Source organism: Streptomyces sp. NBC_00385 (assembly GCF_035917155.1).
Lineage (GTDB): Bacteria > Actinomycetota > Actinomycetes > Streptomycetales > Streptomycetaceae > Streptomyces > Streptomyces poriferorum.
The window spans coordinates 6,405,422-6,426,649 of the sequence record NZ_CP107951.1; the positions used below are offsets into that span (position 1 = coordinate 6,405,422).

Sequence of the window (21,228 nt, forward strand, 5' to 3'; positions counted from 1 at the left end):
ACCCCTCTGGCCAGGGGCGATTGTCAGTGGTGGGCAGTAAAATGGGGGTAGTTCGTGAGGGTTCCACCACCGCGCCAGGAGGTTGCCAATGGCCGTAGCCGCAGTCACGACCAAGCCGCTCGACACACCCCTGAAGAAGAAGCCGCTCCCCGCCGGCCGTCCCCGTGAGTGGTACGTCTCCCACAATCGCCGGCTGAAGGCGATGCGTCTGGCGATCGCCCTGCTCGACACGGGCGTGTACTACCCGTCGAGCGCGAGCAACGCCCGGATACGCACGACCGCCGAGCGCCTCGCCATCCACCCGCCGTCCGACACCACCTGCCGCATGGTCCGCGCACTCATCCGCTACGGCCGCTGACCGGCCGGCCCACCGTCCGTCAGGGACCGTGCCCCCGGGAGACCGGGGGCACGGTCCCTGCTCAGTACCCGTCGCAGGTGGCGGTGGCGAACGCACCCGAGGCCCTGTCAGTGCGGTGGGTGCCGTCGTCCACCGTCACCGAACAGGCCACGTCACCGCCCGACTTCCCGAGGCTGACCTCGAACGAACCGCCGCTCATGAAGCCCTTGGTGTCCAGTTCCCCGGTCCACGGCAGGCTCCGCAGGGTCAGCCGTGCGGTCGACAACTCCTCACCCTTCCACGAGCTGTAGGTGAGCGTCACGTCCTCGGCGGCGCCGGTGACCTCGTACCGGATGTGTACCGTGCGCGCACTCTCCGCCGAGACCTCACGGGCCAGCACGGCGGAGACCGCACCGGCCCCGAGCGCGATGAGTACGGCGATCAGCAACAGCACCCACGGCCACAGCCGCCGCCTCCTCGGAGGCGGCGGGGCCGGTGCGCCGGGGGCGGCCTGCTCGCTCATCCCTCCAGACTCGGTGGTCCGCGCTCCGCCCGCGACCCCACGTCCACCACCCCCTCACCCGGTCGGCCTACACCACATGCGCACCCCTCCGCCGCCGCATTGACTTGGGCCGACGGACGAGTGCTGGGAGGCACGATGACGAGGCGAGGCGTACGGGGCGCGAGCGCGGTACTGGTGGCGATGACGGTGGCGTTCACGGCATCGGCCTGCTCGGACGACGGGGACAGCGCGTCGAGCACGGTGTCGAAGGCGGCGTCGGCCGCTTCGTCGGTGGCATCGTCCGTCGCCTCCAAGGGGTCCGACGTGGTCGCCTCGGCGACGGCCGCCGCCGAGGACAAGCTGAACAGCTTCAAGGACGGCGTGAACGCGAGCGGCGACGTCAAGGCGGGCGCCCCGGCCACCGACGCGGACGGCCGGGTGACCTCGAAGGTCACCGTGTCGAACAGCACCGGCTCGACGCAGTCCTACGCCGTGCAGATCAACTTCAAGGACGCGGACGGCAAGCTGCAGGACACGGTCGTGGTGACGGTCGACGACGTGGCCTCCAAGAAGACCAAGGACGCCACCGCCCGCAGCAACCGGAAGCTCGACGGCGACATCAAGGCCGAGGTGGGCCAGGCGCTGCGGCACTGAACGGGCGAGGGGCCGCCACGGATCGCGTTGATCGGGGCCGCCCCGGCCGCGTACCGTGCGCGCCATGAGCGACGCCCACGCACCGGACACCGCCGGACGGCTGCGGATGATCACCGGTGAGCTGTCGGACCTGTTCTACGAGCGGGACGAGGTCGTACGCACGCTGACGGTGGCGATGCTGGCCGGTCAGCACGCACTCGTACTCGGTCCTCCCGGCACCGCGAAGTCGGAACTGGCACGCGAGCTGACGGGCCGGATCGTGCACGCGAACTACTGGGAGATCCTGCTCAGCAAGTTCACCGCGCCGACCCGGATGTTCGGCCCGATCGACGTGGGCGCCCTGAGCCGGGGCGAGTACCGGCAGATCTTCGACGGCCGGGCCACAACGGCGCACATCGCGTTCATCGACGAGATCTTCAAATGCTCCACAGCGGCGCTGAACGAGACCCTGGGCCTGCTCAACGAGCGCGTCTACCACCCGGAGAACGGCGGTGAGCCGATCCACTGCCCCCTGATCAGCGCCATCACCGCGTCCAACGAGCTGCCCACCGGTGACGAGAGCGCCGCGATCTACGACCGGCTGCTCGTCCGGCTCGAAGTCGGCTACCTCGCCGACCCGTCCCACTTCGCCGGGCTGGTGCGCTCCGCCGTCACCGCTCCGGCCGCCCGTACCAGGACCACGGTGGAACTGGCCGAGCTGCAGCACGCCGTGACCGGCGCCGTGCCGGCCGTGGCCGTCCCGGACAGTGTCGTGGACGCAGTGTGCACCCTGCGGGCCGCCCTGCGCCGCAAGGAACTCATCGCCTCCGACCGCCGGTGGCGCCAGTCGGTGAGACTGCTCCAGGCGAGCGCGTATCTCGACGGCCGCGACGAGGTGGGCGAGAGCGACCTTTCGGTCCTCACCCATGTGCTGTGGGACTCGCCCGCCGAACGCCCCACCGTCGAGCGCGAGGTGCTGCACCTCGTCAACCCCGACGCCAGGGAGGCACTCGACCTGGCCGACGCCATCGAGGAGTTGGAGGCCCAGCTCGACGCGAAGGCCGGGCAGTCCCGTGAGGCCCTCGGCGACTGGGCGATCAAGGAGGCCATCACCAAACTCAACAAGGCCGGCAAGCTCCTGGAGAGGCTCCACCGGGAGGCCCGGACCGCCGGCCGTTCCACGGCCTCGGTCGAGCACGTGATCACCCGCAGGCGCGCCGTCCACGCCCGCGTCCTGACCGAGGCACTCGGCGTGGACGCGAGCCTCGTGCAGGCACAGCTCTGAACGGCGAGGGGGCGGCCCGGTCATGCCCAAGGCCCTGAACAGCACCGAGGAGCCGATCGGCCCCGCGGGGAAGCGGCCCGGCCCGGCCACGACCCCCCGGCCTCCGAGGCCCACCGCCGTGGTCGTCGCCGACCGGTTCGACACGATGACCTGGCGCGAGGTCCATGACGGGATCACCGGCCTCCGGGATCTCACACACCGTCTGAACGCGCGCTACGACCACACCGAGGACCTGCTCACGGACGTGTTCCTGGCCGCCTGCAAGGCCGGCCCCCAGCTGCGCGACCGGGCCGCCATGGCCCCCTCCCGGCTGGTCAACCACCTGGTGGTCACAGCCCTGACGGACAGCCCGGAGTTCGCCGGGCTGCTGCGCGAGACCGCCGGCGACCCGTACGCCGCCGCCATGGCGGTGCTGGCCCTGTCCGACGCCCTGTACGGGATGCTGGAGCGGGCGAAGGAAGCCGCCGCGCGGGCCGGGCGGGCCGCGGAAGCCCGGCGGAATGCCGACCGGGCGGCAGCGGCCGTGCCGGAGGAGTACCGGCAGGCCACAGCGGCGGCGGACACGGACGGCACGGTGCCGGACGAGGCGGCCGCCGCCCTGAGACAGGCGCTCGGCAGAGCCGAGGCCGCCGAGTCCGCCGCGCGGCAGGCGGTCCAGGAGGCCGCGCAGGCGGTGGCAGCGGCGGCTCCAGGGGTCCGCGCCGCCATCCGGAACGCCGTTGCCGCAGCCGCCGACCAGGCCTACGAGGAGGCCGGGCTGATGCGTGCGTGGGGGGTGGGTCCGGGCGAGCTGGAGCGGATGCCGTACGCCGAACGGGCCCGGCTCGCCGAGCGGCTGCGCGCGGGCCGGCTGGGGCGGTTCGCGGACCTCATCGGCCGGTTCCGGCAGATGGCCGCCGGTGAGCGCGCCCGTAAGGTCGAGCAGGCCCGGGGCGAATACGTCGGCATCACCCTGGGCGACGACCTCTCCCGGCTCATCCCGTCCGAGCTGGCCGACCTCGCCGTCCCGGCCATGCGAAGCGTGTTCGCCGCGAGGTTCGCCGAGTCGCGGCTGATGCTCTACGACAGCCGCGGAGAGGAGACGACGGGCAAGGGCGCCATCATCGCGTGCGTCGACTGCTCGTATTCCATGGAGGAGCCGGGACCCGGCGGAGTCACCCGGGAGGCGTGGGCGAAGGCGTGCGCCCTGGCCCTGCTGGACCAGGCCCGCCAGTCGCGTCGCGCCTTCGTCGGCATCCTGTTCTCGTCCGACGACTCCGTGAAGGTATGCCGCTTCCCGGCTTCCGGACCGGTCCCGATCGCCGACGTTCTGGACTTCGCCGAGCATTTCTTCGGCGGCGGCACCGAGTTCCGTACCCCGCTGGCGGCGGCCGTCAGGCTGCTGGAAGAGGAGTTCAACACCGACGGACGCAGGCGCGGCGACATCGTGATGATCACCGACGGGGAGTGCGGCATCAGCGAGCAGTGGATGCGCAGCTGGAACGAGGCCAAGCACACCCTCGGCTTCCGCACCTTCGGCGTGGCCGTCGGCGCCCCGCGGGCCACGGGTCCCGGCACCGTCCTCGACGCCCTGTGCGACAACCTCCGCAGCATCGACGACCTGGCCGAAACGCACGCGGCCGGCGACCTCTTCCGGCTCATCTGAACGGCCCTCACGCCCGGCCCGGGTGCCGGTGGCTGTCGCGGCCATGCATGATCGGAACACCGGCCCCGCCCGAGCCGGACGCAGACCGACGCTCGGGCCCGACAGACGGGAGAGCACCATGAGGATCCACCTGACCAGCGTCTTCGTCGACGACCAGGACAAGGCCCTGCGCTTCTACACGGACGTGCTGGGCTTCGTGAAGAAGGCCGAGGTCCCGGTCGGCAAGGACCGCTGGCTGACCGTGGTCTCGCCGGAGGACCCCGACGGCACCGAACTCCTCCTGGAGCCGGACGGCCATCGCGCGGTGAAGCCGTACAAGACGGCCCTGGTCAACGACGGCATCCCGGCCGCCTCCTTCGCGGTGGACGACGTCCCGGCGGAGTTCGCCCGGCTGCGCGGCCTCGGAGTCCGCTTCACCCAGGAACCGATGGAGGCGGGTCCGGTGACGGTCGCGGTCCTGGACGACACCTGCGGCAACCTGATCCAGATCGTCCACAGCCGGTGAAGAACGACGAACGGGCGAGGGCCGCCACCCCGGTCATGGGGTAGCGGCCCTCGCCCTGCTCAGTACTGCTGAGCCACCTGCTGCCTAGAGGTCGAAGTACAGCTCGAACTCGTGCGGGTGCGGGCGCAGCTGGATCGGGGCGATCTCGTGCGTGCGCTTGAAGTCGATCCACGTCTCGATGAGGTCGGACGTGAAGACGCCGCCCGCCAGGAGGTACTCGTGGTCCGCCTCGAGGGCGTCGAGCACGGCCGGGAGGGAGGTCGGGACCTGCTGGACGTTGGCGTGCTCCTCGGGAGCCAGCTCGTAGAGGTCCTTGTCGATCGGCTCCGGCGGCTCGATCTTGTTCTTGACACCGTCCAGGCCGGCCATCAGGAGGGCCGAGAAGGCGAGGTACGGGTTGGACGACGGGTCCGGGGCGCGGAACTCGACGCGCTTGGCCTTCGGGTTGGAGCCCGTGATCGGGATGCGCATCGCGGCGGAGCGGTTGCGCTGCGAGTACACCATGTTGACCGGGGCCTCGAAGCCGGGGACCAGGCGGTGGTAGGAGTTCACCGTCGGGTTGGTGAAGGCCAGCAGCGACGGGGCGTGCTTCAGGATGCCGCCGATGTAGTAGCGCGCCATGTCCGAGAGGCCCGCGTAGCCCTGCTCGTCGTAGAACAGCGGGGAACCGCCGGCCCACAGCGACTGGTGGACGTGCATGCCCGAGCCGTTGTCACCGAAGATCGGCTTCGGCATGAAGGTCGCGGTCTTGCCGTTGCGCCAGGCGACGTTCTTCACGATGTACTTGAAGAGCATCAGGTCGTCGGCCGCGGCGAGCAGCGTGTTGAACTTGTAGTTGATCTCGGCCTGGCCGGCGGTGCCGACCTCGTGGTGCTGGCGCTCGACCTGGAGGCCGTTCTTGTCCAGCTCCATGGAGATCTCGGCACGCAGGTCGGCGAAGTGGTCCACCGGCGGGGTCGGGAAGTAGCCGCCCTTGTAACGGACCTTGTAACCGCGGTTGTTGTCCTCCGACCCGGTGTTCCAGGCGCCGGCCTCGGAGTCGATGTGGTAGAAGGACTCGTTCGCCGAGGTCTGGAAGCGGACGTTGTCGAACACGTAGAACTCGGCCTCGGGGCCGAAGTACGCGGTGTCGGCGATGCCGGTCGAGGCGAGGTACGCCTCTGCCTTCTTGGCGATGTTCCGCGGGTCACGGCTGTACTGCTCGCCGGTGATCGGGTCGTGGATGAAGAAGTTGATGTTGACGGTCTTGTCGCGGCGGAACGGGTCGACACGGGCGGTCGACAGGTCGGCGCGCAGGGCCATGTCGGACTCGTGGATGGCCTGGAAGCCGCGGATCGAGGAGCCGTCGAAGGCGAGCTCCTCGGTCGGGTCGAAGACCGCCGCCGGGATGGTGAAGTGCTGCATCACACCGGGCAGGTCGCAGAACCGGACGTCGATGAACTTGACGTCTTCGTCGGCGATGTACTTCTTCACGTCGTCGGCGTTCTGGAACATCCAACTCCTCCTACTCCCGGCCCGGGAGGGACGGGGTTGCAGCTCGTTGTGTGGCCAGTGCGGTGGCACACGCTGGACCCGACCATAGGCAGACCGGATTTCTCAAGCATGACCCATTTGTTTCGCCGAAGTTAACCGAGCCGGGTGTGAGCGGCACCTCATGTGCGCGGCCGCGGCCGGTTCCCGGCACGTTCCGGACCGGTTTCGGCGCGATGTCCCCGAGGCTCCCGGCCCCCGCCCGGCAGGGCGCGGGAGCGGGCGCAGTACCGTGGTCGGGTGGACAATAGGCAAGCAATCGGATCGTGGCTCTCCGGGCCGCGTGCGGCCGCCGAGGAGATGGGCGCCGACTTCGGCTACCGGGGCAAGCGGCTCGGGCTTCCCGAGCAGGGCCCGGGTGCGGTGGCGCCGCTCGGACGGCGGTTCGGCGCGATCTTCGTGGACTGGGCCCTGTGCATGCTGATCGCATACGGGCTGTTCGCTCGCGGTGACCAGCAGGCGACCGGAAACTGGGCGCTCGGCGTCTTTCTCGTACTGAGTGTGCTCACCGTCGGCACCATCGGCTGCACACCCGGCAAGCGCCTGCTGCGCGTCAAGGTCGTCGCCGAGGACGGTGGGCGTCTGGGGTTCGGGCGGGTTCTGGTGCGCAGTGTGCTGCTGTGCCTGGTGATCCCGGCCCTGGTCTGGGACCGCGACGGCCGCGGTCTGCACGACCGGCTGGCCCGTGCGGTTCAGATCCGTACCTGAGGAACGGGCGCGACGGGCGGAAGGACACGAAGCGGAGCAACACGAAGAGGGCGGGTCGCGAACCGGTGGTTCGTGACCCGCCCTCTTCGTGCGTTCTCTCAGTCCGCTCAGCGCATCTTTCCGCCGCGCGGCATCCGCATGCCCTTCGGCATGGGGCCCTTCGGCAGTGGCATGTTGCTCATCAGGTCGCCCATGGCGCGCAGCCGGTCGTTGGCGGCCGTCACCTGCGGGCCGGTCAGGACGCGCGGCAGCTTCAGCATCGTCGTGCGCACCTTCTTGAGCGGCACCTGACCCTCGCCGTTGCCGACGATGATGTCGTGCACGGGTACGTCGACCACGATGCGGGCCATCTTCTTCTTCTCGGCCGCGAGCAGGCTCTTCACCCGGTTCGGGTTGCCCTCCGCCACCAGCACGATGCCCGCCTTGCCCACGGCACGGTGGACGACGTCCTGGCTGCGGTTCATCGCGACCGCCGGCGTCGTGCTCCAGCCGCGGCCCACGCGGTCCAGCACGGCCGCAGCGGCGCCCGGCTGCCCCTCCATCTGCCCGAAGGCCGCCCGCTCGGCACGCCGTCCGAAGACGATCGCCATCGCGAGGAGGGCGAGCACGAAGCCCAGGATGCCCAGGTAGACCGGGTGATCGATCAGGAAACCGATCGCGAGGAGGACACCGAAGGTGACGATTCCCACACCCGCGACGACAAGCCCGATCTTGGAGTCGGACCGCCTGGTCATCTTGTAGGTCAGGGCGATCTGCTTGAGCCGCCCCGCGTTCTCGGCGCTGTCCGCGCCTTCAGTGGTTTTTGCCTTCCTCGCCATGCAATGAAGTTTACGTGGCCTAGGAACGGTGGTCGGCCACGGCCTCCAGTACGTACTCGGACTCGACCCGGTCCTTGGCCCGGCGGCGGTCCTCGAGGACGGCCGTCCAGGCGTTTCGGCGGGCGGTGCGCTGGCCGCTGCTCAGCAGCAGCGACTCGACGGCGCGGAGGGCGTCGGTGACGGACGGAAGGGCGGTGGCGCGTACCGGCACGGCCTGCATCGTGGAAGTCCCCTCGGAACGGATGCGCTCACCGGGCGGTGCCCGGCGGGCGGAGTGTGCTGCGCGGACTGGATACGGGGCGCAGGGGCGACGCGGCCGCGAGAACCACTGCGCTGCCTGTATCCAGGGTCACTGCTTGGTGTTACCAGCGCGTGACCGGTCGGTCAAACACCAATGAAACCTTGATACGGGCGTCGCGCACGCCGACGCGGCCCATCCGCGCCTCGGACCTGCGAGGAGCGGACGGGCCGCGTCGAACCAGCCATTACTGTTCAGTAGCTTCTTGTGCCCGGATTCACACGGACGCCGCTACGCGGTGGGCGCCGGGGCCACCGCGCCACGCCGCTCCATCGCCTGCTGGAAGAGCCGGCCCGCGCGGTACGAGGAGCGGACGAGAGGCCCGGACATCACACCGGAGTAACCGATCGCGTCGGCCTCCTCCTTGAGCTCCACGAACTCGTGCGGCTTCACCCAGCGCTCGACCGGGTGGTGGCGGGGCGTCGGCCGCAGGTACTGCGTGATCGTGATGAGCTCGCAGCCCGCGTCGTGCAGGTCCCGGAGTGCCTGGCTGACTTCCTCGCGGGTCTCGCCCATGCCGAGGATCAGGTTGGACTTGGTCACCAGACCGGCCTCGCGGGCGCGGGTGATGACCTCCAGGGAGCGCTCGTAGCGGAAGCCGGGGCGGATCCGCTTGAAGATCCGCGGCACCGTCTCCACGTTGTGACCCAGCACCTCGGGGCGCGAGGAGAAGACCTCGGCGAGCTGCTCGGGCTCCGCGTTGAAGTCGGGGATCAGCAGCTCCACCTTGGTGTAGCCGCCCTCCCGCTCCGCGGTCTGCGCGTGGATCTGGCGGACGGTCTCCGCGTAGAGCCAGGCGCCGCCGTCCTCCAGGTCGTCGCGCGCGACGCCCGTGATGGTGGCGTAGTTCAGGTCCATCGTGACGACCGACTCGCCGACGCGGCGGGGTTCGTCCCGGTCCAGCGCCTGCGGCTTGCCCGTGTCGATCTGACAGAAGTCACAGCGCCGGGTGCACTGGTCGCCACCGATGAGGAACGTGGCCTCGCGGTCCTCCCAGCACTCGAAGATGTTGGGGCAACCGGCCTCCTGGCACACCGTGTGCAGACCCTCGCTCTTCACGAGCTTCTGCAGCTGGTTGTACTCGGGGCCCATCTTCGCCCGGGTTTTGATCCACTCGGGCTTGCGCTCGATGGGGGTCTGGCTGTTTCGGACCTCGAGGCGCAGCATCTTGCGCCCGTCGGGTGCGACAGCGGACACTCCGGCACTCCCCTTTGCTTTCGCTGCATTGGATTCTTCGGCGAACACCAGGGTACGCCCGTAGTTCAAACGGCTTTACGTCTGCCCAACCTGTGGCCGGCAGGGCCTATTCCCGCGGAGGTGTTCCGAGGGTCAGGCCGTGGCCACGGCCTCGTCGGCGCGCTCGATGATGCGCGGCGCGAGTTCCGCGTTCTCCAGGATGTCCCGCAGGTGCCTCTCGACGACCGGGAGCACCTCGTCGATGGTGAGGTCGCGGCCCAGTTCGTACGCGAGCGAGGTGACGCCCGCGTCCCGGATGCCGCAGGGCACGATCCGGTCGAACGAGGTGTTGTCGGGGTTCACGTTGAGGGCGAAACCGTGCATGGTCACGCCCTTGGCGACCCGGATGCCGATCGCGGCGAGCTTGCGGTCCTCGCGTCGCTGGCCGGCGTTGGACGGGGCGTACTCGGGCCCGTTCAGCCGGGCGTCGAACTCCTCGTCCTGGAGCCGGGGGTCGAAGTCGAGCGAAAGACCGCCGATCGCCGGGCGCTGCTCGACCGGGTCGCCCAGGACCCAGACGCCGCTGCGGCCCTCGACCCGGCTGGTCTCCACGCCGAACTCGGCGGCCGTACGGATCAGTGCCTCCTCCAGCCGGCGGACGTGCGCGACGACGTCCACGGGGCGCGGCAGCTTCTGGATCGGGTAGCCGACGAGCTGGCCCGGACCGTGCCAGGTGATCTTGCCGCCGCGGTCCACGTCGATGACCGGGGTGCCGTCCAGCGGGCGCTCGCTGTCGGCGGTGCGCCGGCCGGCCGTGTAGACGGGCGGGTGCTCCAGCAGCAGGCAGGTGTCGGGGACGGTGTCCTCGAACCGTGCCGCGTGCACCTCGCGCTGCTTCTGCCAGGCCTCCTGGTAGTCGACGGCTTCCTCGCCGAATCCCAGACGGACGAACCGAAGCTCAGTCACGACAGCAGCCTCTCTACTTGCGGTGCCGGGGCCGGGGGTGTCCCGTGGTCCCGTCACCATGCACCGAATCGCGCCTCCGGCCACTGTACGACCGGTGCCGGAGCGGGGGCCCGGCAGGTGGTTCCCGTCAGCGCCGCCCTCAATCCTCACACGATCGGATGAATGTGATGCGAAGGCGGCCGGGGTTGGCCCGGAGGCCGCTAAATTCGCGCCGTTCCCTCGGGCCCGGCCCAGCACCGCGACGCCCCGGGGAGAACACAGAACAGTCCCTGAGGGGCTGCCCGCCCGGCCCCGTAGGCAGGAGACCGTACAGCTGATGTCGGAACGACCTCCGCAGCGCACCCCCAACCGCCGACTCGCCTCACTCATCACCGAAGCCGGGTTCTCGAACGCCGGCCTAGCCCGCCGGGTGGACCAGCTCGGACTCGAACACGGCCTCGACCTGCGGTACGACAAGACCTCCGTGACCCGCTGGCTGCGCGGACAGCAGCCGCGCGGCACCACGCCCGCCCTGATCGCGGAGGTCTTCACCAGGCGGCTCGGCCGCCGGCTCTCCGCGCAGGACCTGGGGCTGGACGCCTGCGCGCCCGTGTACGCGGGCCTGGAGTTCGCGGCCACACCCGCCGAGGCGGTCGACATCGTCAGCGGGCTGTGGCGCAAGGACTCCGGCAGCCATGTGGAGCTGCGGAAGATCGCCTTCACCCCGGCGGGGCTGGTCGTCCCCAGCCGGGACTGGCTGATCGGACGGGCGGACGAGTGGGTGGGACGGGCCGGAGAGGGTGCCGCCGTCGCGGGCCAGGCCGCCAGGGCGCACGGGGCCGCCCCGGCGCACGCAGGGCCGCGCCCGGCGCCCGGAGCCATCGGGACGCACGGCGGCGCGGCGCACGGGCCGTACGGAGGCGGGAGCGGTCCCGGCGGGGGGTCCGTGCCCGGGGTGCCCGAGCAGGGCGGCGTGCCCGGACCCGGTGTCCGGCACGGACTGCGCGGGCCCACCCCGTCCCGGCCCGCCGGACCGCACGCGCCGGGCGGCTCCCCGGCCGCCCTCGTGGCCGGGCCCGCCGGCGTCCCCAGGCAGCGGCAGACCGAGCGGGGCTCCGGCCAGAAGGTCAGCAGCGGTGACGTCGCCGCCCTGCGCTCGGTCGCCGAGCTCTTCCGCACCCTGGACAACGCCTACGGCGGTGGCCACGCCCGGCAGGCCCTCGTGCGGTACCTGGAGCACGAGACGGAGCCGATGCTGCGCGGCACGTACGGGGAGGCCACCGGGCGGCGGCTCTTCGCCGCCGCCGCCGACCTGACCCGGCTCGCGGGCTGGACCTCGTACGACATCGCGGCCCACGGGCTCGCCCAGCGCTACTTCGTCCAGGCGTTACGGCTGGCCCAGGCGGCGGGCGACCGGGCCTACGGCAGCTTCGTCCTGATCACGATGAGCCGGCAGGCCGTCTACCTCGGGCACGGCCGGGAGGCGGTGCAGCTGGCGCGGGTGGCCCAGCAGGGCGTCGGCTCGTCCGCCCCGCACGCCGTCCTGGCCCTGCTGCACGCGGTCGAGGCACGCGGACACGGGGTCCTGGGCGAGGCCAAGGCGTGCGCGGCCTCGCTCGCGCGGGCCGAACGCGCGCTGGAGGCCTCCCGCCCCGGCGACGAGGTGCCGCACTGGGCGCGCTACTTCGACGAGGCCCAGCTCGCCGACGAGTTCGGCCACGCCCACCGCGACCTCCAGCAGTACCGGACCGCCGCCCAGCACGCGGAGCGCTCGCTCCAGCTGCGCGCCCCCGCGTACGCCCGCAGCCGGCTGTTCTGCCGGGTGGTGCTGGCCTCCGCCCGGCTCGGGCTCGGCGAGCTCGACCAGGCCTGCCGGCTGGGCGCGGAAGCCGCGCAACAGGCCGCCGAGATGCGGTCGGTGCGCGCCACGGAGTACGTACGGGACTTCGAGCGGCGCCTCGAACCCTTCCGCGACGCCGCCGCGGTCCGCGGCTACCGCGAGCGGGTGGCCGCGCTGGGCTGACGGGAGGCCCCGGGACCTCCCGTCCGGATCAGGCCGCCTCCGGGAGTGCCGCGGTGCCCCCGGCCGGCCGCACCCCCAGGTCGGTGAGGATCGCCCCGGCCGCGCGCCGGCCGGAGGACAGGGCCCCCTGAACCGAACCGGTGTCGCGGTGGTCGCCGCACACGTACAGCCCCGCGAGCAGCCGGACCGGGCGCTGCGGGTCGTGCGGGGGAGCCATGGCGGGCACCGCCTCGGGATCGTGGTGGGCCGCCAGCAGCTCCCAATCGTCGGTGGGCGTGCCGTAGAGCGCCGCGAGGTGCGCGCGGACCGCGCGGTCCAGATCGGCCGGCGGCGTACCGAGCACCGTCGAGCTGATCAGGACCCGGCCGTGCGGGGCGCGCGAGGGGTCGACCTCGCTCATCACCGCGGTGTGCGCGACCGGACCCGAGCGGTCGGCGTCCAGGAGCAGCGAGGCGCCGGTCGGCGGGGGAGCGGGGGCGGTGTGGTGGAGCACCGTCACCGGGTGGAAGGGCGGCACGCGCAGACCGGGCAGCAGCTCGGCCGCGGCGCCCGCGCCGGTCGCCAGCAGCAGCGAGCGGCAGCCGATCTCGCCGTGTTCCTTGGTGCGCACCGCGGTGATGTCCGCCGATGTGACATGCACCCCCGTGCGTACGGTGCCGGGCGGCAGCGCGGCCGCGAGCAGATCGGGCAGCGTGGCGGAACCCCCCGACGGTACGCAGAGCCTGCCGCTCGCGTAGCCGCGCAGCGCGAGATCGGCGTACCGGCTCGACGTGGCGAGCGCGGGGTCGCTGAGCAGCGCGGTGAGGAGGGGGCGTACGAATCCGTTCAGCGTCCGGGCGGACAGGCCGCGGCCGGACAGCGCGTCGAGCGCGGCCCGTTCGGGCCGGGCCAGGATGCGGGACCGGGGAGTGGCCGCGAGCCGGGCCAGCGCCACCCCGAGCCGGGCCTGGTCGATCGCCCCGCCCATGGCCCCGGTCAGGCTCCCGCTCAGGGGCGCCCGGGGGGCGCTTGCGAGGGCGCGCGCTGCCTTGAGTGCGCCCCGCGCGCTGCGTGAGCCCCGGGGGCCGCGTATCTCTCCGGTCCGGTACCGGCGGCCCTCGCTGTGGACGAGCACGCCGGGAGCGAAGTTCCGCAGGACGAGTCCGTCGAGTCCGGGCGTCGCGTACAGCTCCGGATACGAGGTGTTGAGAAGCGGTCCCAGGTGGTCGAGCCGGAACCCGTCCACCTCGTCGGTCATCATCCGGCCGCCGACCCGGGGGCCGGCCTCCAGGACGCTGACGCTCACTCCCGCACTGGTCAGCCGGTGGGCCGCTGACAGGCCGGCGATCCCGGCCCCGATGATGACGACGTCCGCGTGGTGTGCCGTGCTGAGCACGTGCCCCTCCCCGAGTCGGCGCAACTGGTGGGAGGCTCTTGCCCTCAACCGGCCCCCGGAATGCGCGAGTTCGGCATGAGGCTAGGAGGGCGGCGGGAATCCGCGCAGTCGCGCGCGGGCCGGGGCACCGGTGCACGGGGTCGCACGTCCGTCCGAACGAAGCGGCGGAGGACGGTTCCTGGGCGGCGGGTTCAGCGCAGAGCCGCCCGGATGGCGGCGTCGATCCCGGGGAAGGCGAACGCGAACCCGGAGTCCAGCAGCCGTCCCGGCAGCACCCGCTGACTGCCCAGCACATCCTCGGAGAAGTCGCCCAGGGCGATCCGCAGCACGGGCGCGGGAGCGGTGAACAGCGTGGGCCGGCGCAGTACCCGGCCCATCGCCGCCGTCACCTCGCCGTTGGTGACCGGGGCCGGACCCGTCAGATTGACCGGTCCGGACAGCTCCGTGGTGTCCAGGACGTGCCGCAGCGCCGCGATGTGGTCGTGCAGCGCGATGAAGCTCCAGTACTGCCGGCCGTTGCCGAGCCGGCCGCCGAGCCCCGCGCGGAACAGCGGGAAGAGCCGGCCCCAGGCACCGCCCTCCCGGGCGACGACCAGTCCGGTGCGCGCGTGCACGGTCCGCACCCCGGCCTCCTCCGCGGCGGCCGTGGCTTCCTCCCACTCCACGCACACCGACGGCAGGAACCCGTCGCCGGGCGGCGCGCCCTCGTCCACCGAGCGGTCGCCGGTGTCGCCGTAGAAGCCGATCGCGGACCCGGACAGCAGCACCTTCGGCGGGACGTCCAGCGAGGCGACGGCCTCGGCGATCGTGGCCGTGCCCAGTACCCGGCTGTCGCGGATCTCCCGCTTGTACGCCTCGGTCCAGCGATGGTCGCCGACCCCGGCCCCGGCGAGATGGACGACGGCGTCGCAACCCACCAGACCGGCCACGTCCACGTAATCCCGCTTGGGGTCCCACTCCACCTCGTCGCCCGACCGGGCAGGCCGCCGGACCAGCCGGACCACCTCGTGCCCGTCGGACCGCAGCGAACGCACCAGCGCCGCTCCGATGAGTCCGGTCGATCCGGTGACGGCGATACGGGAGTGCGGCAGAGGTCGCGGCATGGGTCCATCCTGCCCCACATGCCGCAGGCGACGCATGGCACAGTGACGCGCATGGCCGAGTCCCTCCCCCTTCCCGCGCCCCTCGTCCGCCCCGCGCTGCTCGACGACGGCCCCGCTCTCGCGGAGCTCGACCGGAGCACCTGGTCGACGCTGCACGCCGTGACGCCGCGCCCGCAGCCGCCGTACGCGCCGTTCTTCGACGACCGGCACCGGCCGCAGGACATCCTGGTGGCCGACGCGGTGAACCCGGAGGGCGGGACGGCCATCGCCGGGTACATACGTGTGGTGCCGCCCACCCCGCTGGCCTGCAACGCGCACGTCCGGCAGATACAGGGCCTCGCCGTGGCCGCCTGGGCACGGGGCCGCGGCACCGGCCGCACGCTGGTCCGCGCTGCGTGCCGGACGGCACGCGGCCAGGGGGCCAACCGGATCACCCTGCGGGTGCTGGGGCACAACGCTCCCGCCCGCGCGCTGTACGCGTCGGAGGGGTTCACGGTCGAGGGCGTCCTGCCCGGCGAGTTCTTCCTGGGCGGACGCTACGTGGACGACGTGCTGATGGGCCGGCCGCTCGGCCCGTGACCGGCACGGGACCGGCCGCGCCTCACCCGGCGCCGAACCGCTGCCACAGCTCGGGCAGCCGCGCCGCCAGGACCGCGTCGTCCTCGAAGCCGAACGGGGTGCCCTCCGGCTCGGCCGGCTGCGGCGGCAGCCCGAGATCCGGCGCGACCACACCGGTGAGCTGCTCGTACGCCTCGTCGGCGGCGTAACCCAGTTCTTCCGCGTCCCCGTCCAGTTCGTCGTCGAAGTCGTCGAGGAGCTCGGCCAGGCTGTCCGGGTCGTGCACCGCGCCCTCGAAGACCTCCCGGCCCTGGCCGATCAGCCAGCAGCGGAAGTAGTCGAAGGCGTCGTCGCCGGCCCCGCCGAGCAGCACGGCGGCGGCAGCCCACAGGTCCCAGCGGTACGCCCGGTTGTAGCGGGCCTCGAAGTGCCGCGCGAAGTCCAGCACGGAATCGGGATCGAGCTGCACCAGCCGTTCGACGAGCAGGTCGGCATGGTCCTCGGGGTCGCCGTCTGCTGCCTCGCGGGTGCTGTCGATGAGCTCCCAGAATTCCGTCTCGTCCATCACGGGTCCAGCATCTGCCCCCGCGAGGGCCGATGCACGCCCAGACGCCGAAATGAAGCCTTACGGCCTCACATAGAGCGCGTGCAGCGCTTCGGCGGCCGCCGCGAACCTGCCGCGCAGCGTGGCCGGCTCCAGGACCTCCAACTCCGGCCCCAGGGCCAGCAGCTGACCGAACGCGACGTCCAGGGACTCGACCGGCAGGTTGACCGTGACCCACCCGTCGGCCCCGGGCGCACCGGCCCCCTCCAGCGCGTCCCGCGCCGCGACGCGGTCCACGGCGTGCGGCAGCCGGCGCACCCCGGCCTCCGAGAGCCGCAGCGTCACCTCGGCCCGCAGGAGCGACCGGGCGAACTGGGCCGCGCGTTCGTCCCAGAACGCGGGCAGGTCGAAGCTCTCGTCCCGGACGAACCGGGTGTCCGACACGGTGACGGCCGTGAAGCGGTCGATCCGGTAGACCCGGAAGTCCTCCTCCGCACGAGCGCAGAGGTACCAGACCCCGGCCTTGAGGACGAGGCCGTACGGGGCCAGCTCACGCTCCACCTCGGCGTCCCGGCCGGCCCGCCGGTAGTGGGCGCGCACCGTCCGGTCGTCCCACACCGCCTCGGCCACGGCGGGCAGGAGCTCCGGTGTGACGGGTTCCTGGTACCAGCCCGGTGCGTCCAGATGGAACCGCCGGGCGGCGCCGGCGGAGGCGTCCCGGAGGGAGGGCAGGAGGGCCGCCGACACCTTGAGCCGGGCGGCGGACGCGGCGTCGGCCAGACCCATCTCGCGCAGGGCGGAGGGCAGACCGGAGAGGAAGAGCGCCTCGGCCTCGTCGCGGGCCAGCCCGGTCAGGCCGGTGCGGTACCCGCCGACGAGCCGGTACCCGCCAGCGCGGCCCCGTTCCGCGTAGACGGGGATCCCGGCCTCGGAGAGCGCCTGGGCGTCCCGGGTGACGGTCCGCTCCGACACCTGGAGCTCATGGGCGAGCTCGGCGGCGGTCATGGCGGGGCGGGACTGCAGGAGCAGCACCATTCTGATGAGCCGGGCAGCACGCATGCGGCCATTGTGGCCGCGGCAGGGGGTGCGTGTGGCCCGGGCCCGGCGAGCCTCGGCCTCAAGCGCCGGCCGGGCTGGGTGTGGCCTCAAGCGCCGGCCGGGCTCAGGAGATGGCCTCAAACGCCGGCCGGGCTCAAAGGACGTCCTCAATCGCCGGACGGGCTTGAATGTGCGCCCGGGCCGGGTGGGAAGTGCGGCCCGGATCGGGCCGTGGTGCGAGCAGCAGCCGCACATGACAGCGCTCCGGCGGGCATATCGAGCCTGTCCGGCGCTTGAGGACAGAGCCGGTGCGCACACGGCGGTGCGCCGACGGGGAAGTCGAGCCCGTCCGGTGATTGAGGAGAGGGCCGTGCCGCACATGCCAGCGCTCCGGCGGCCAAAATCGAGCCCGTCCGGCGCTTGAGGACAAAGCCGGTGCGGCACACGGCAGCGCTCCGGCGGGCATATCAAGCCCGTCCGGCGCTTGAGGACAAAGCGGGTGCCGGAGTGGGGCAGACGCACGCGGAGGACGGGGCGCGGGAGACCCGCGCCCCGTCCTCCGGGCCGTCAGAGCCCGTACCGCTCGCGCGCTTCCTTGACCGCCGACGCCGGCACCTCGCCGCGGCGGGCCAGCTGGGCCAGGGCCGCGACCGTGATCGACTGGGGGTCGACGCCGAAGTGGCGGCGGGCCGCGTCACGGGTGTCGGAGATGCCGAAGCCGTCCGTGCCGAGCGAGGTCCAGTCCTGCTCGACCCACTGGCTGATCTGGTCCGGCACCTGGCGCATCCAGTCGCTGACCGCGAGGACCGGACCCGGTGCGCCTTCCAGCGCCTGGGTCACGTACGGCACCCGCAGCTCACCGCGGAGCAGCGCCTCGTCGCACTCCAGCGCGTCGCGGCGCAGCTCGCCCCACGAGGTGGCGGACCAGACATCGGCCGTGACACCCCAGTCCGAGGCCAGCAGCTCCTGGGCCTCCAGGGTCCAGTGGATCGCCGTACCGGATGCCATCAGCTGCACGCGCGGGCTGTCCGCCTTCGCGGGCGTGCCCTCCTTGAACCGGTAGAGGCCCTTGAGGATGCCCTCCTCGATGCCTTCCGGCATCGCGGGCTGCGGCTTCGGCTCGTTGTAGACCGTCAGGTAGTAGAAGACGTTCTCGGCGTCGGGGCCGTACATCCGGCGCAGACCGTCCTGGACGATCACCGCGATCTCGTACGCGAACGCCGGGTCGTAGTTGAGCGACGCCGGGTTCGTGGACGCGATCAGGTGCGAGTGGCCGTCCGCGTGCTGGAGACCCTCGCCCGTCAGCGTCGTACGGCCCGCCGTGGCGCCGACCACGAAGCCGCGGCCGAGCTGGTCGCCGAGCTGCCAGAACTGGTCGCCCGTGCGCTGCCAGCCGAACATCGAGTAGAAGATGTAGAACGGGATCATCGGCTCGCCGTGCGTCGCGTACGACGTGGACGCGGCGATGAAGTCGGCCATCGCGCCGGCCTCGGTGATGCCCTCGTTGAGGACCTGGCCGTCCTTGGCTTCCTTGTAGTACATCAGCTGGTCGCGGTCGACCGGGTCGTACGTCTGGCCCAGCGGCGAGTAGATGCCGGCCGACGGGAACAGCGCCTCCATGCCGAAGGTGCGGGCCTCGTCGGGGACGATCGGAACCCAGCGCTTGCCGGTCTCCTTGTCCCGCATCAGGTCCTTGGCCAGGCGGACGAACGCCATCGTGGTGGCCAGTTCCTGCTTGCCGGAGCCCTTCTTCAGCGCGGCGAACGCGCGCTCCTCGGGCTGCGGCAGCGCCACCGCGTGCACCCGGCGGGCCGGGGCGGGACCGCCGAGGGCGGCACGGCGCTCCTGGAGGTAGCGGACCTCGGGGGAGTCGGCGCCCGGGTGGCCGTACGGCACCAGGCCCTCGTCCAGTTTCGAGTCCGGGATCGGCAGCTCCAGCAGGTCGCGCATGGCGCGGAACTGCTTGCCGTCCAGCTTCTTCATCTGGTGGTTGGCATTGCGCGACTCGAAGCCCGGGCCGAGCGTGTAGCCCTTCACCGTCTGCGCCAGGATCACCGTCGGCGCACCCTTGTGCTCCAGCGCCGCCCGGTAGGCCGCGTACACCTTGCGGGCCTCGTGGCCGCCGCGCGAGGTGTGGAAGCACTCGGCGATCTTCGCGTCGGTGAGCAGCTTCGCCAGCTCGGCGAGCGCCGGCTCGGTGCCGAAGAAGTGCTGGCGGATGTAGGCGACGTCGCGGGTGGCGTACGTCTGGAACTGCGCGTCCGGGACCTCGCGGAGCCGGCGCACCAGCGCACCCGTGGTGTCGAGCTGGAAGAGCTCGTCCCAGGCGGTGCCCCAGAGCGTTTTGACGACGTTCCAGCCGGCGCCGCGGAAGGCGCCCTCCAGCTCCTGGACGACCCGGAAGTTGGCGCGGACCGGACCGTCGAGGCGCTGCAGGTTGCAGTTGATGACGAAGGTCAGGTTGTCGAGCTGCTCACGCGCCGCGAGGGCGAGGGCGGCGGTCGACTCGGGCTCGTCCATCTCGCCGTCGCCCAGGAAGGCCCAGACGTGCGAGTTCGACGTGTCCTTGATGTTGCGGTTGGCCAGGTAGCGGTTGAAGCGCGCCTGGTAGATCGCCGAGAGCGGGCCGAGGCCCATCGACACGGTGGGGAACTCCCACAGCCAGGGCAGCCGCCGCGGGTGCGGGTAGGACGGCAGACCGTCGCCGCCCGCCTCCTGGCGGAAGTTGTCGAGCTGCTGCTCGCTGAGCCGACCGTCGAGGAAGGCGCGGGCGTAGATGCCGGGAGAGGCATGGCCCTGGATGTAGAGCTGGTCGCCGGAGCCGTCCCCCTCCTTGCCGCGGAAGAAGTGGTTGAAGCCGGTCTCGTACAGCCAGGCCGCCGAGGCGAAGGTCGCGATGTGGCCGCCGACGCCGAAGCGGGAGCCACGGGTGACCATCGCGGCCGCGTTCCAGCGGTTCCACGCGGTGATCCGCGATTCCATCTCCAGGTCGCCGTCGAAGGCGGGCTCCGCTGCGGTGGGGATGGAGTTGACGTAATCGGTCTCCAGCAGCTTGGGCAGCGCGAGACCGGCGCCCTCGGCGTGCTGGAGCGAGCGGCGCATCAGATACGCGGCACGGTGCGGGCCCGCGGCCTTGGTGACGGCATCCAGGGAGGCCGCCCATTCAGCGGTCTCCTCCGGGTCGCGGTCCGGGAGCTGGTCGAGCTCGCTCGGAAGCTTTCCTACGGGGTCGGTCATGATCGCCGCCTTCCGGTGAGGAGGGGGGTGGAGAAGTCCCTGACTGGCAGGACAGGGCGATGGGGCCGGTGGGCCCGCGGAGTGAACTGTAAGGCTCCGATCGATGATCGATCAAAGGATGAAAGGCAAAACTTCTCGATATGAAGAAAGTGGCATGGGGTGCCGCGAAACGGGGCACGGAGTGACGGGACATAGTGGGGCGAAAAGGGCTCTCACCTGCACAGGCGAGCGCCCCTTGCCACACATGCGCACCGCGGTGCGCCCTGGCCTCAGGCGTCTGCCGCCCCGGCCTCAGGCCTCAGGCCTCTGTGGCCCCACCTCAGGCGCGCGGGGCGCAGCCGAGCACGTGCGCCTTGACCAGCACGCCGATGTCCGGGTCCTTCCGGAGGAACGCCTCGATGAGCGCCTCGTGCTCCTCGGCGTACGACTTCTGCACCGTGCCCAGCCAGCGGATCGAGAGCGCCGTGAACACCTCGATGCCCAGCCCCTCCCAGGTGTGCAGCAGGACCGCGTTGCCGGCCGCCCGGACCATCTCCCGGTGGAAGCCCACCGTGTGGCGCACCTGCGCCTCGCCGTCGGCCAGCCGGTCCGCCTCGTACAGCGCCGTCACGTGCGGGGCGAGCAGCGAGCAGTCCTCGGCGAGCCCCGGGGCCGCCAGCTCGGCGGCGATCTGCTCCAGGCCGGCCCGTACCGGGTAGCTCTCCTCCAGGTCGGCCGCGGTGAGGTTGCGGACCCGGACGCCCTTGTTGGGTGCCGACTCGATCAGCCGGAGCGTCTCCAGCTCGCGCAGCGCCTCGCGCACGGGAGTCTGGCTGACCTCCAACTCGGTGGCGATGCGCCGCTCCACGATCCGCTCACCCGGCTTCCAGCGCCCGCTGACGATCCCGTCCACGATGTGCTCGCGGATCTGTTCGCGCAGCGAGTGGACGACGGGCGGGGTCATGAGTGGCTCCTTCGGGGCAAACCGG

Annotated in this window: 20 protein-coding genes; 8 read left to right on the plus strand and 12 right to left on the minus strand. The window is 71.8% G+C overall.

Annotated elements, in window-relative coordinates:
• Positions 1-88 precede the first annotated feature (88 nt).
• On the plus strand, positions 89-358 hold the full coding sequence (locus OG959_RS28580; RefSeq protein ID WP_148017643.1) for a hypothetical protein: 270 nt from the start codon (positions 89-91) through the stop codon (positions 356-358).
• A 61-nt stretch (positions 359-419) separates the two neighbouring features.
• On the opposite strand, the gene OG959_RS28585 is transcribed toward OG959_RS28580, so the two are convergent.
• A complete protein-coding gene (locus OG959_RS28585) occupies positions 420-860 on the minus strand; it encodes a hypothetical protein (RefSeq protein WP_326663076.1) in 441 nt (146 codons plus the stop codon).
• 135 nt (positions 861-995) lie between these two features.
• Between OG959_RS28585 and OG959_RS28590 the strand changes: the two genes are divergently transcribed.
• The 4 genes from OG959_RS28590 to OG959_RS28605 all read left to right on the plus strand — a co-directional run bounded on the left by OG959_RS28590 (position 996) and on the right by OG959_RS28605 (position 4,907).
• Positions 996-1,493 carry a hypothetical protein gene (locus OG959_RS28590; RefSeq protein WP_326663077.1) on the plus strand — a complete coding sequence of 166 codons (498 nt, stop codon included), beginning with the start codon at positions 996-998 and terminating at the stop codon, positions 1,491-1,493.
• Positions 1,494-1,557: 64 nt separating this feature from the next.
• Positions 1,558-2,757: an AAA family ATPase gene (locus OG959_RS28595; RefSeq protein ID WP_326663079.1), complete on the plus strand. Its 1,200-nt coding sequence runs from the start codon at positions 1,558-1,560 to the stop codon at positions 2,755-2,757.
• 22 nt (positions 2,758-2,779) lie between these two features.
• On the plus strand, positions 2,780-4,402 hold the full coding sequence (locus OG959_RS28600; protein ID WP_326663080.1) for a VWA domain-containing protein: 1,623 nt from the start codon (positions 2,780-2,782) through the stop codon (positions 4,400-4,402).
• A 118-nt stretch (positions 4,403-4,520) separates the two neighbouring features.
• The gene (locus tag OG959_RS28605; RefSeq protein WP_326663081.1) at positions 4,521-4,907 is read left to right on the plus strand and encodes a VOC family protein; all 387 of its coding nucleotides are present in this window, start codon (positions 4,521-4,523) and stop codon (positions 4,905-4,907) included.
• A gap of 84 nt (positions 4,908-4,991) precedes the next feature.
• On the opposite strand, the gene glnA is transcribed toward OG959_RS28605, so the two are convergent.
• Complete coding sequence (gene glnA / locus OG959_RS28610; protein WP_219568005.1) at positions 4,992-6,401, minus strand: type I glutamate--ammonia ligase; 1,410 nt, start codon at positions 6,399-6,401, stop codon at positions 4,992-4,994.
• A 276-nt stretch (positions 6,402-6,677) separates the two neighbouring features.
• Between glnA and OG959_RS28615 the strand changes: the two genes are divergently transcribed.
• A complete protein-coding gene (locus OG959_RS28615) occupies positions 6,678-7,145 on the plus strand; it encodes an RDD family protein (protein ID WP_326663083.1) in 468 nt (155 codons plus the stop codon).
• Positions 7,146-7,252: 107 nt separating this feature from the next.
• Here the strand turns inward: OG959_RS28615 and OG959_RS28620 are convergent, their stop codons facing one another.
• The 4 genes from OG959_RS28620 to lipB all read right to left on the minus strand — a co-directional run bounded on the left by OG959_RS28620 (position 7,253) and on the right by lipB (position 10,403).
• Positions 7,253-7,963 carry a DUF4191 domain-containing protein gene (locus OG959_RS28620; protein ID WP_326663085.1) on the minus strand — a complete coding sequence of 237 codons (711 nt, stop codon included), beginning with the start codon at positions 7,961-7,963 and terminating at the stop codon, positions 7,253-7,255.
• Between the two features lie 19 nt (positions 7,964-7,982).
• Entirely contained in the window at positions 7,983-8,183 is a 201-nt protein-coding gene (locus OG959_RS28625; protein ID WP_136330099.1) for an SCO2195 family GlnR-regulated protein, read from the minus strand.
• A 309-nt stretch (positions 8,184-8,492) separates the two neighbouring features.
• Complete coding sequence (gene lipA / locus OG959_RS28630; protein ID WP_326663090.1) at positions 8,493-9,458, minus strand: lipoyl synthase; 966 nt, start codon at positions 9,456-9,458, stop codon at positions 8,493-8,495.
• A 132-nt stretch (positions 9,459-9,590) separates the two neighbouring features.
• Complete coding sequence (lipB, locus tag OG959_RS28635) at positions 9,591-10,403, minus strand: lipoyl(octanoyl) transferase LipB (protein ID WP_326663092.1); 813 nt, start codon at positions 10,401-10,403, stop codon at positions 9,591-9,593.
• A 316-nt stretch (positions 10,404-10,719) separates the two neighbouring features.
• On the opposite strand from lipB, the gene OG959_RS28640 reads away from it, so the two are divergent.
• Entirely contained in the window at positions 10,720-12,405 is a 1,686-nt protein-coding gene (locus OG959_RS28640) for a regulator (protein WP_326663093.1), read from the plus strand.
• 28 nt (positions 12,406-12,433) lie between these two features.
• Here OG959_RS28640 and OG959_RS28645 read toward each other — a convergent pair whose 3' ends face one another.
• A complete protein-coding gene (locus OG959_RS28645; protein ID WP_326663095.1) occupies positions 12,434-13,780 on the minus strand; it encodes an NAD(P)/FAD-dependent oxidoreductase in 1,347 nt (448 codons plus the stop codon).
• A 191-nt stretch (positions 13,781-13,971) separates the two neighbouring features.
• Positions 13,972-14,871 (minus strand): TIGR01777 family oxidoreductase, encoded by a 900-nt coding sequence (locus OG959_RS28650; protein WP_326666662.1) that lies wholly within the window; start codon positions 14,869-14,871, stop codon positions 13,972-13,974.
• A 63-nt stretch (positions 14,872-14,934) separates the two neighbouring features.
• On the opposite strand from OG959_RS28650, the gene OG959_RS28655 reads away from it, so the two are divergent.
• Positions 14,935-15,462 (plus strand): GNAT family N-acetyltransferase, encoded by a 528-nt coding sequence (locus OG959_RS28655; protein ID WP_326663098.1) that lies wholly within the window; start codon positions 14,935-14,937, stop codon positions 15,460-15,462.
• A 22-nt stretch (positions 15,463-15,484) separates the two neighbouring features.
• Here OG959_RS28655 and OG959_RS28660 read toward each other — a convergent pair whose 3' ends face one another.
• The 4 genes from OG959_RS28660 to OG959_RS28675 all read right to left on the minus strand — a co-directional run bounded on the left by OG959_RS28660 (position 15,485) and on the right by OG959_RS28675 (position 21,203).
• Positions 15,485-16,006, minus strand: coding sequence for a DUF4240 domain-containing protein (locus OG959_RS28660; protein ID WP_219567997.1), 522 nt, complete (start codon positions 16,004-16,006; stop codon positions 15,485-15,487).
• 60 nt (positions 16,007-16,066) lie between these two features.
• Positions 16,067-17,044, minus strand: coding sequence for a helix-turn-helix transcriptional regulator (locus OG959_RS28665; RefSeq protein ID WP_326663100.1), 978 nt, complete (start codon positions 17,042-17,044; stop codon positions 16,067-16,069).
• A gap of 546 nt (positions 17,045-17,590) precedes the next feature.
• Positions 17,591-20,260: a pyruvate dehydrogenase (acetyl-transferring), homodimeric type gene (aceE, locus tag OG959_RS28670; RefSeq protein WP_326663101.1), complete on the minus strand. Its 2,670-nt coding sequence runs from the start codon at positions 20,258-20,260 to the stop codon at positions 17,591-17,593.
• 319 nt (positions 20,261-20,579) lie between these two features.
• The gene (locus OG959_RS28675) at positions 20,580-21,203 is read right to left on the minus strand and encodes a GntR family transcriptional regulator (protein ID WP_326663103.1); all 624 of its coding nucleotides are present in this window, start codon (positions 21,201-21,203) and stop codon (positions 20,580-20,582) included.
• Positions 21,204-21,228 lie beyond the last annotated feature (25 nt).

What these genes read in the sequence shown, in the direction of transcription:
- OG959_RS28580 (WP_148017643.1), top strand. Translation starts at nt 89, where the DNA reads ATGGCCGTAGCCGCAGTCACGACCAAGCCGCTCGACACACCCCTGAAG.
- OG959_RS28585 (WP_326663076.1), bottom strand. Translation starts at nt 860, where the DNA reads ATGAGCGAGCAGGCCGCCCCCGGCGCACCGGCCCCGCCGCCTCCGAGG.
- OG959_RS28590 (WP_326663077.1), top strand. Translation starts at nt 996, where the DNA reads ATGACGAGGCGAGGCGTACGGGGCGCGAGCGCGGTACTGGTGGCGATG.
- OG959_RS28595 (WP_326663079.1), top strand. Translation starts at nt 1,558, where the DNA reads ATGAGCGACGCCCACGCACCGGACACCGCCGGACGGCTGCGGATGATC.
- OG959_RS28600 (WP_326663080.1), top strand. Translation starts at nt 2,780, where the DNA reads ATGCCCAAGGCCCTGAACAGCACCGAGGAGCCGATCGGCCCCGCGGGG.
- OG959_RS28605 (WP_326663081.1), top strand. Translation starts at nt 4,521, where the DNA reads ATGAGGATCCACCTGACCAGCGTCTTCGTCGACGACCAGGACAAGGCC.
- glnA (WP_219568005.1), bottom strand. Translation starts at nt 6,401, where the DNA reads ATGTTCCAGAACGCCGACGACGTGAAGAAGTACATCGCCGACGAAGAC.
- OG959_RS28620 (WP_326663085.1), bottom strand. Translation starts at nt 7,963, where the DNA reads ATGGCGAGGAAGGCAAAAACCACTGAAGGCGCGGACAGCGCCGAGAAC.
- OG959_RS28625 (WP_136330099.1), bottom strand. Translation starts at nt 8,183, where the DNA reads ATGCAGGCCGTGCCGGTACGCGCCACCGCCCTTCCGTCCGTCACCGAC.
- OG959_RS28640 (WP_326663093.1), top strand. Translation starts at nt 10,720, where the DNA reads ATGTCGGAACGACCTCCGCAGCGCACCCCCAACCGCCGACTCGCCTCA.
- OG959_RS28655 (WP_326663098.1), top strand. Translation starts at nt 14,935, where the DNA reads ATGGCCGAGTCCCTCCCCCTTCCCGCGCCCCTCGTCCGCCCCGCGCTG.
- OG959_RS28660 (WP_219567997.1), bottom strand. Translation starts at nt 16,006, where the DNA reads ATGGACGAGACGGAATTCTGGGAGCTCATCGACAGCACCCGCGAGGCA.
- OG959_RS28665 (WP_326663100.1), bottom strand. Translation starts at nt 17,044, where the DNA reads ATGCGTGCTGCCCGGCTCATCAGAATGGTGCTGCTCCTGCAGTCCCGC.
- aceE (WP_326663101.1), bottom strand. Translation starts at nt 20,260, where the DNA reads ATGACCGACCCCGTAGGAAAGCTTCCGAGCGAGCTCGACCAGCTCCCG.
- OG959_RS28675 (WP_326663103.1), bottom strand. Translation starts at nt 21,203, where the DNA reads ATGACCCCGCCCGTCGTCCACTCGCTGCGCGAACAGATCCGCGAGCAC.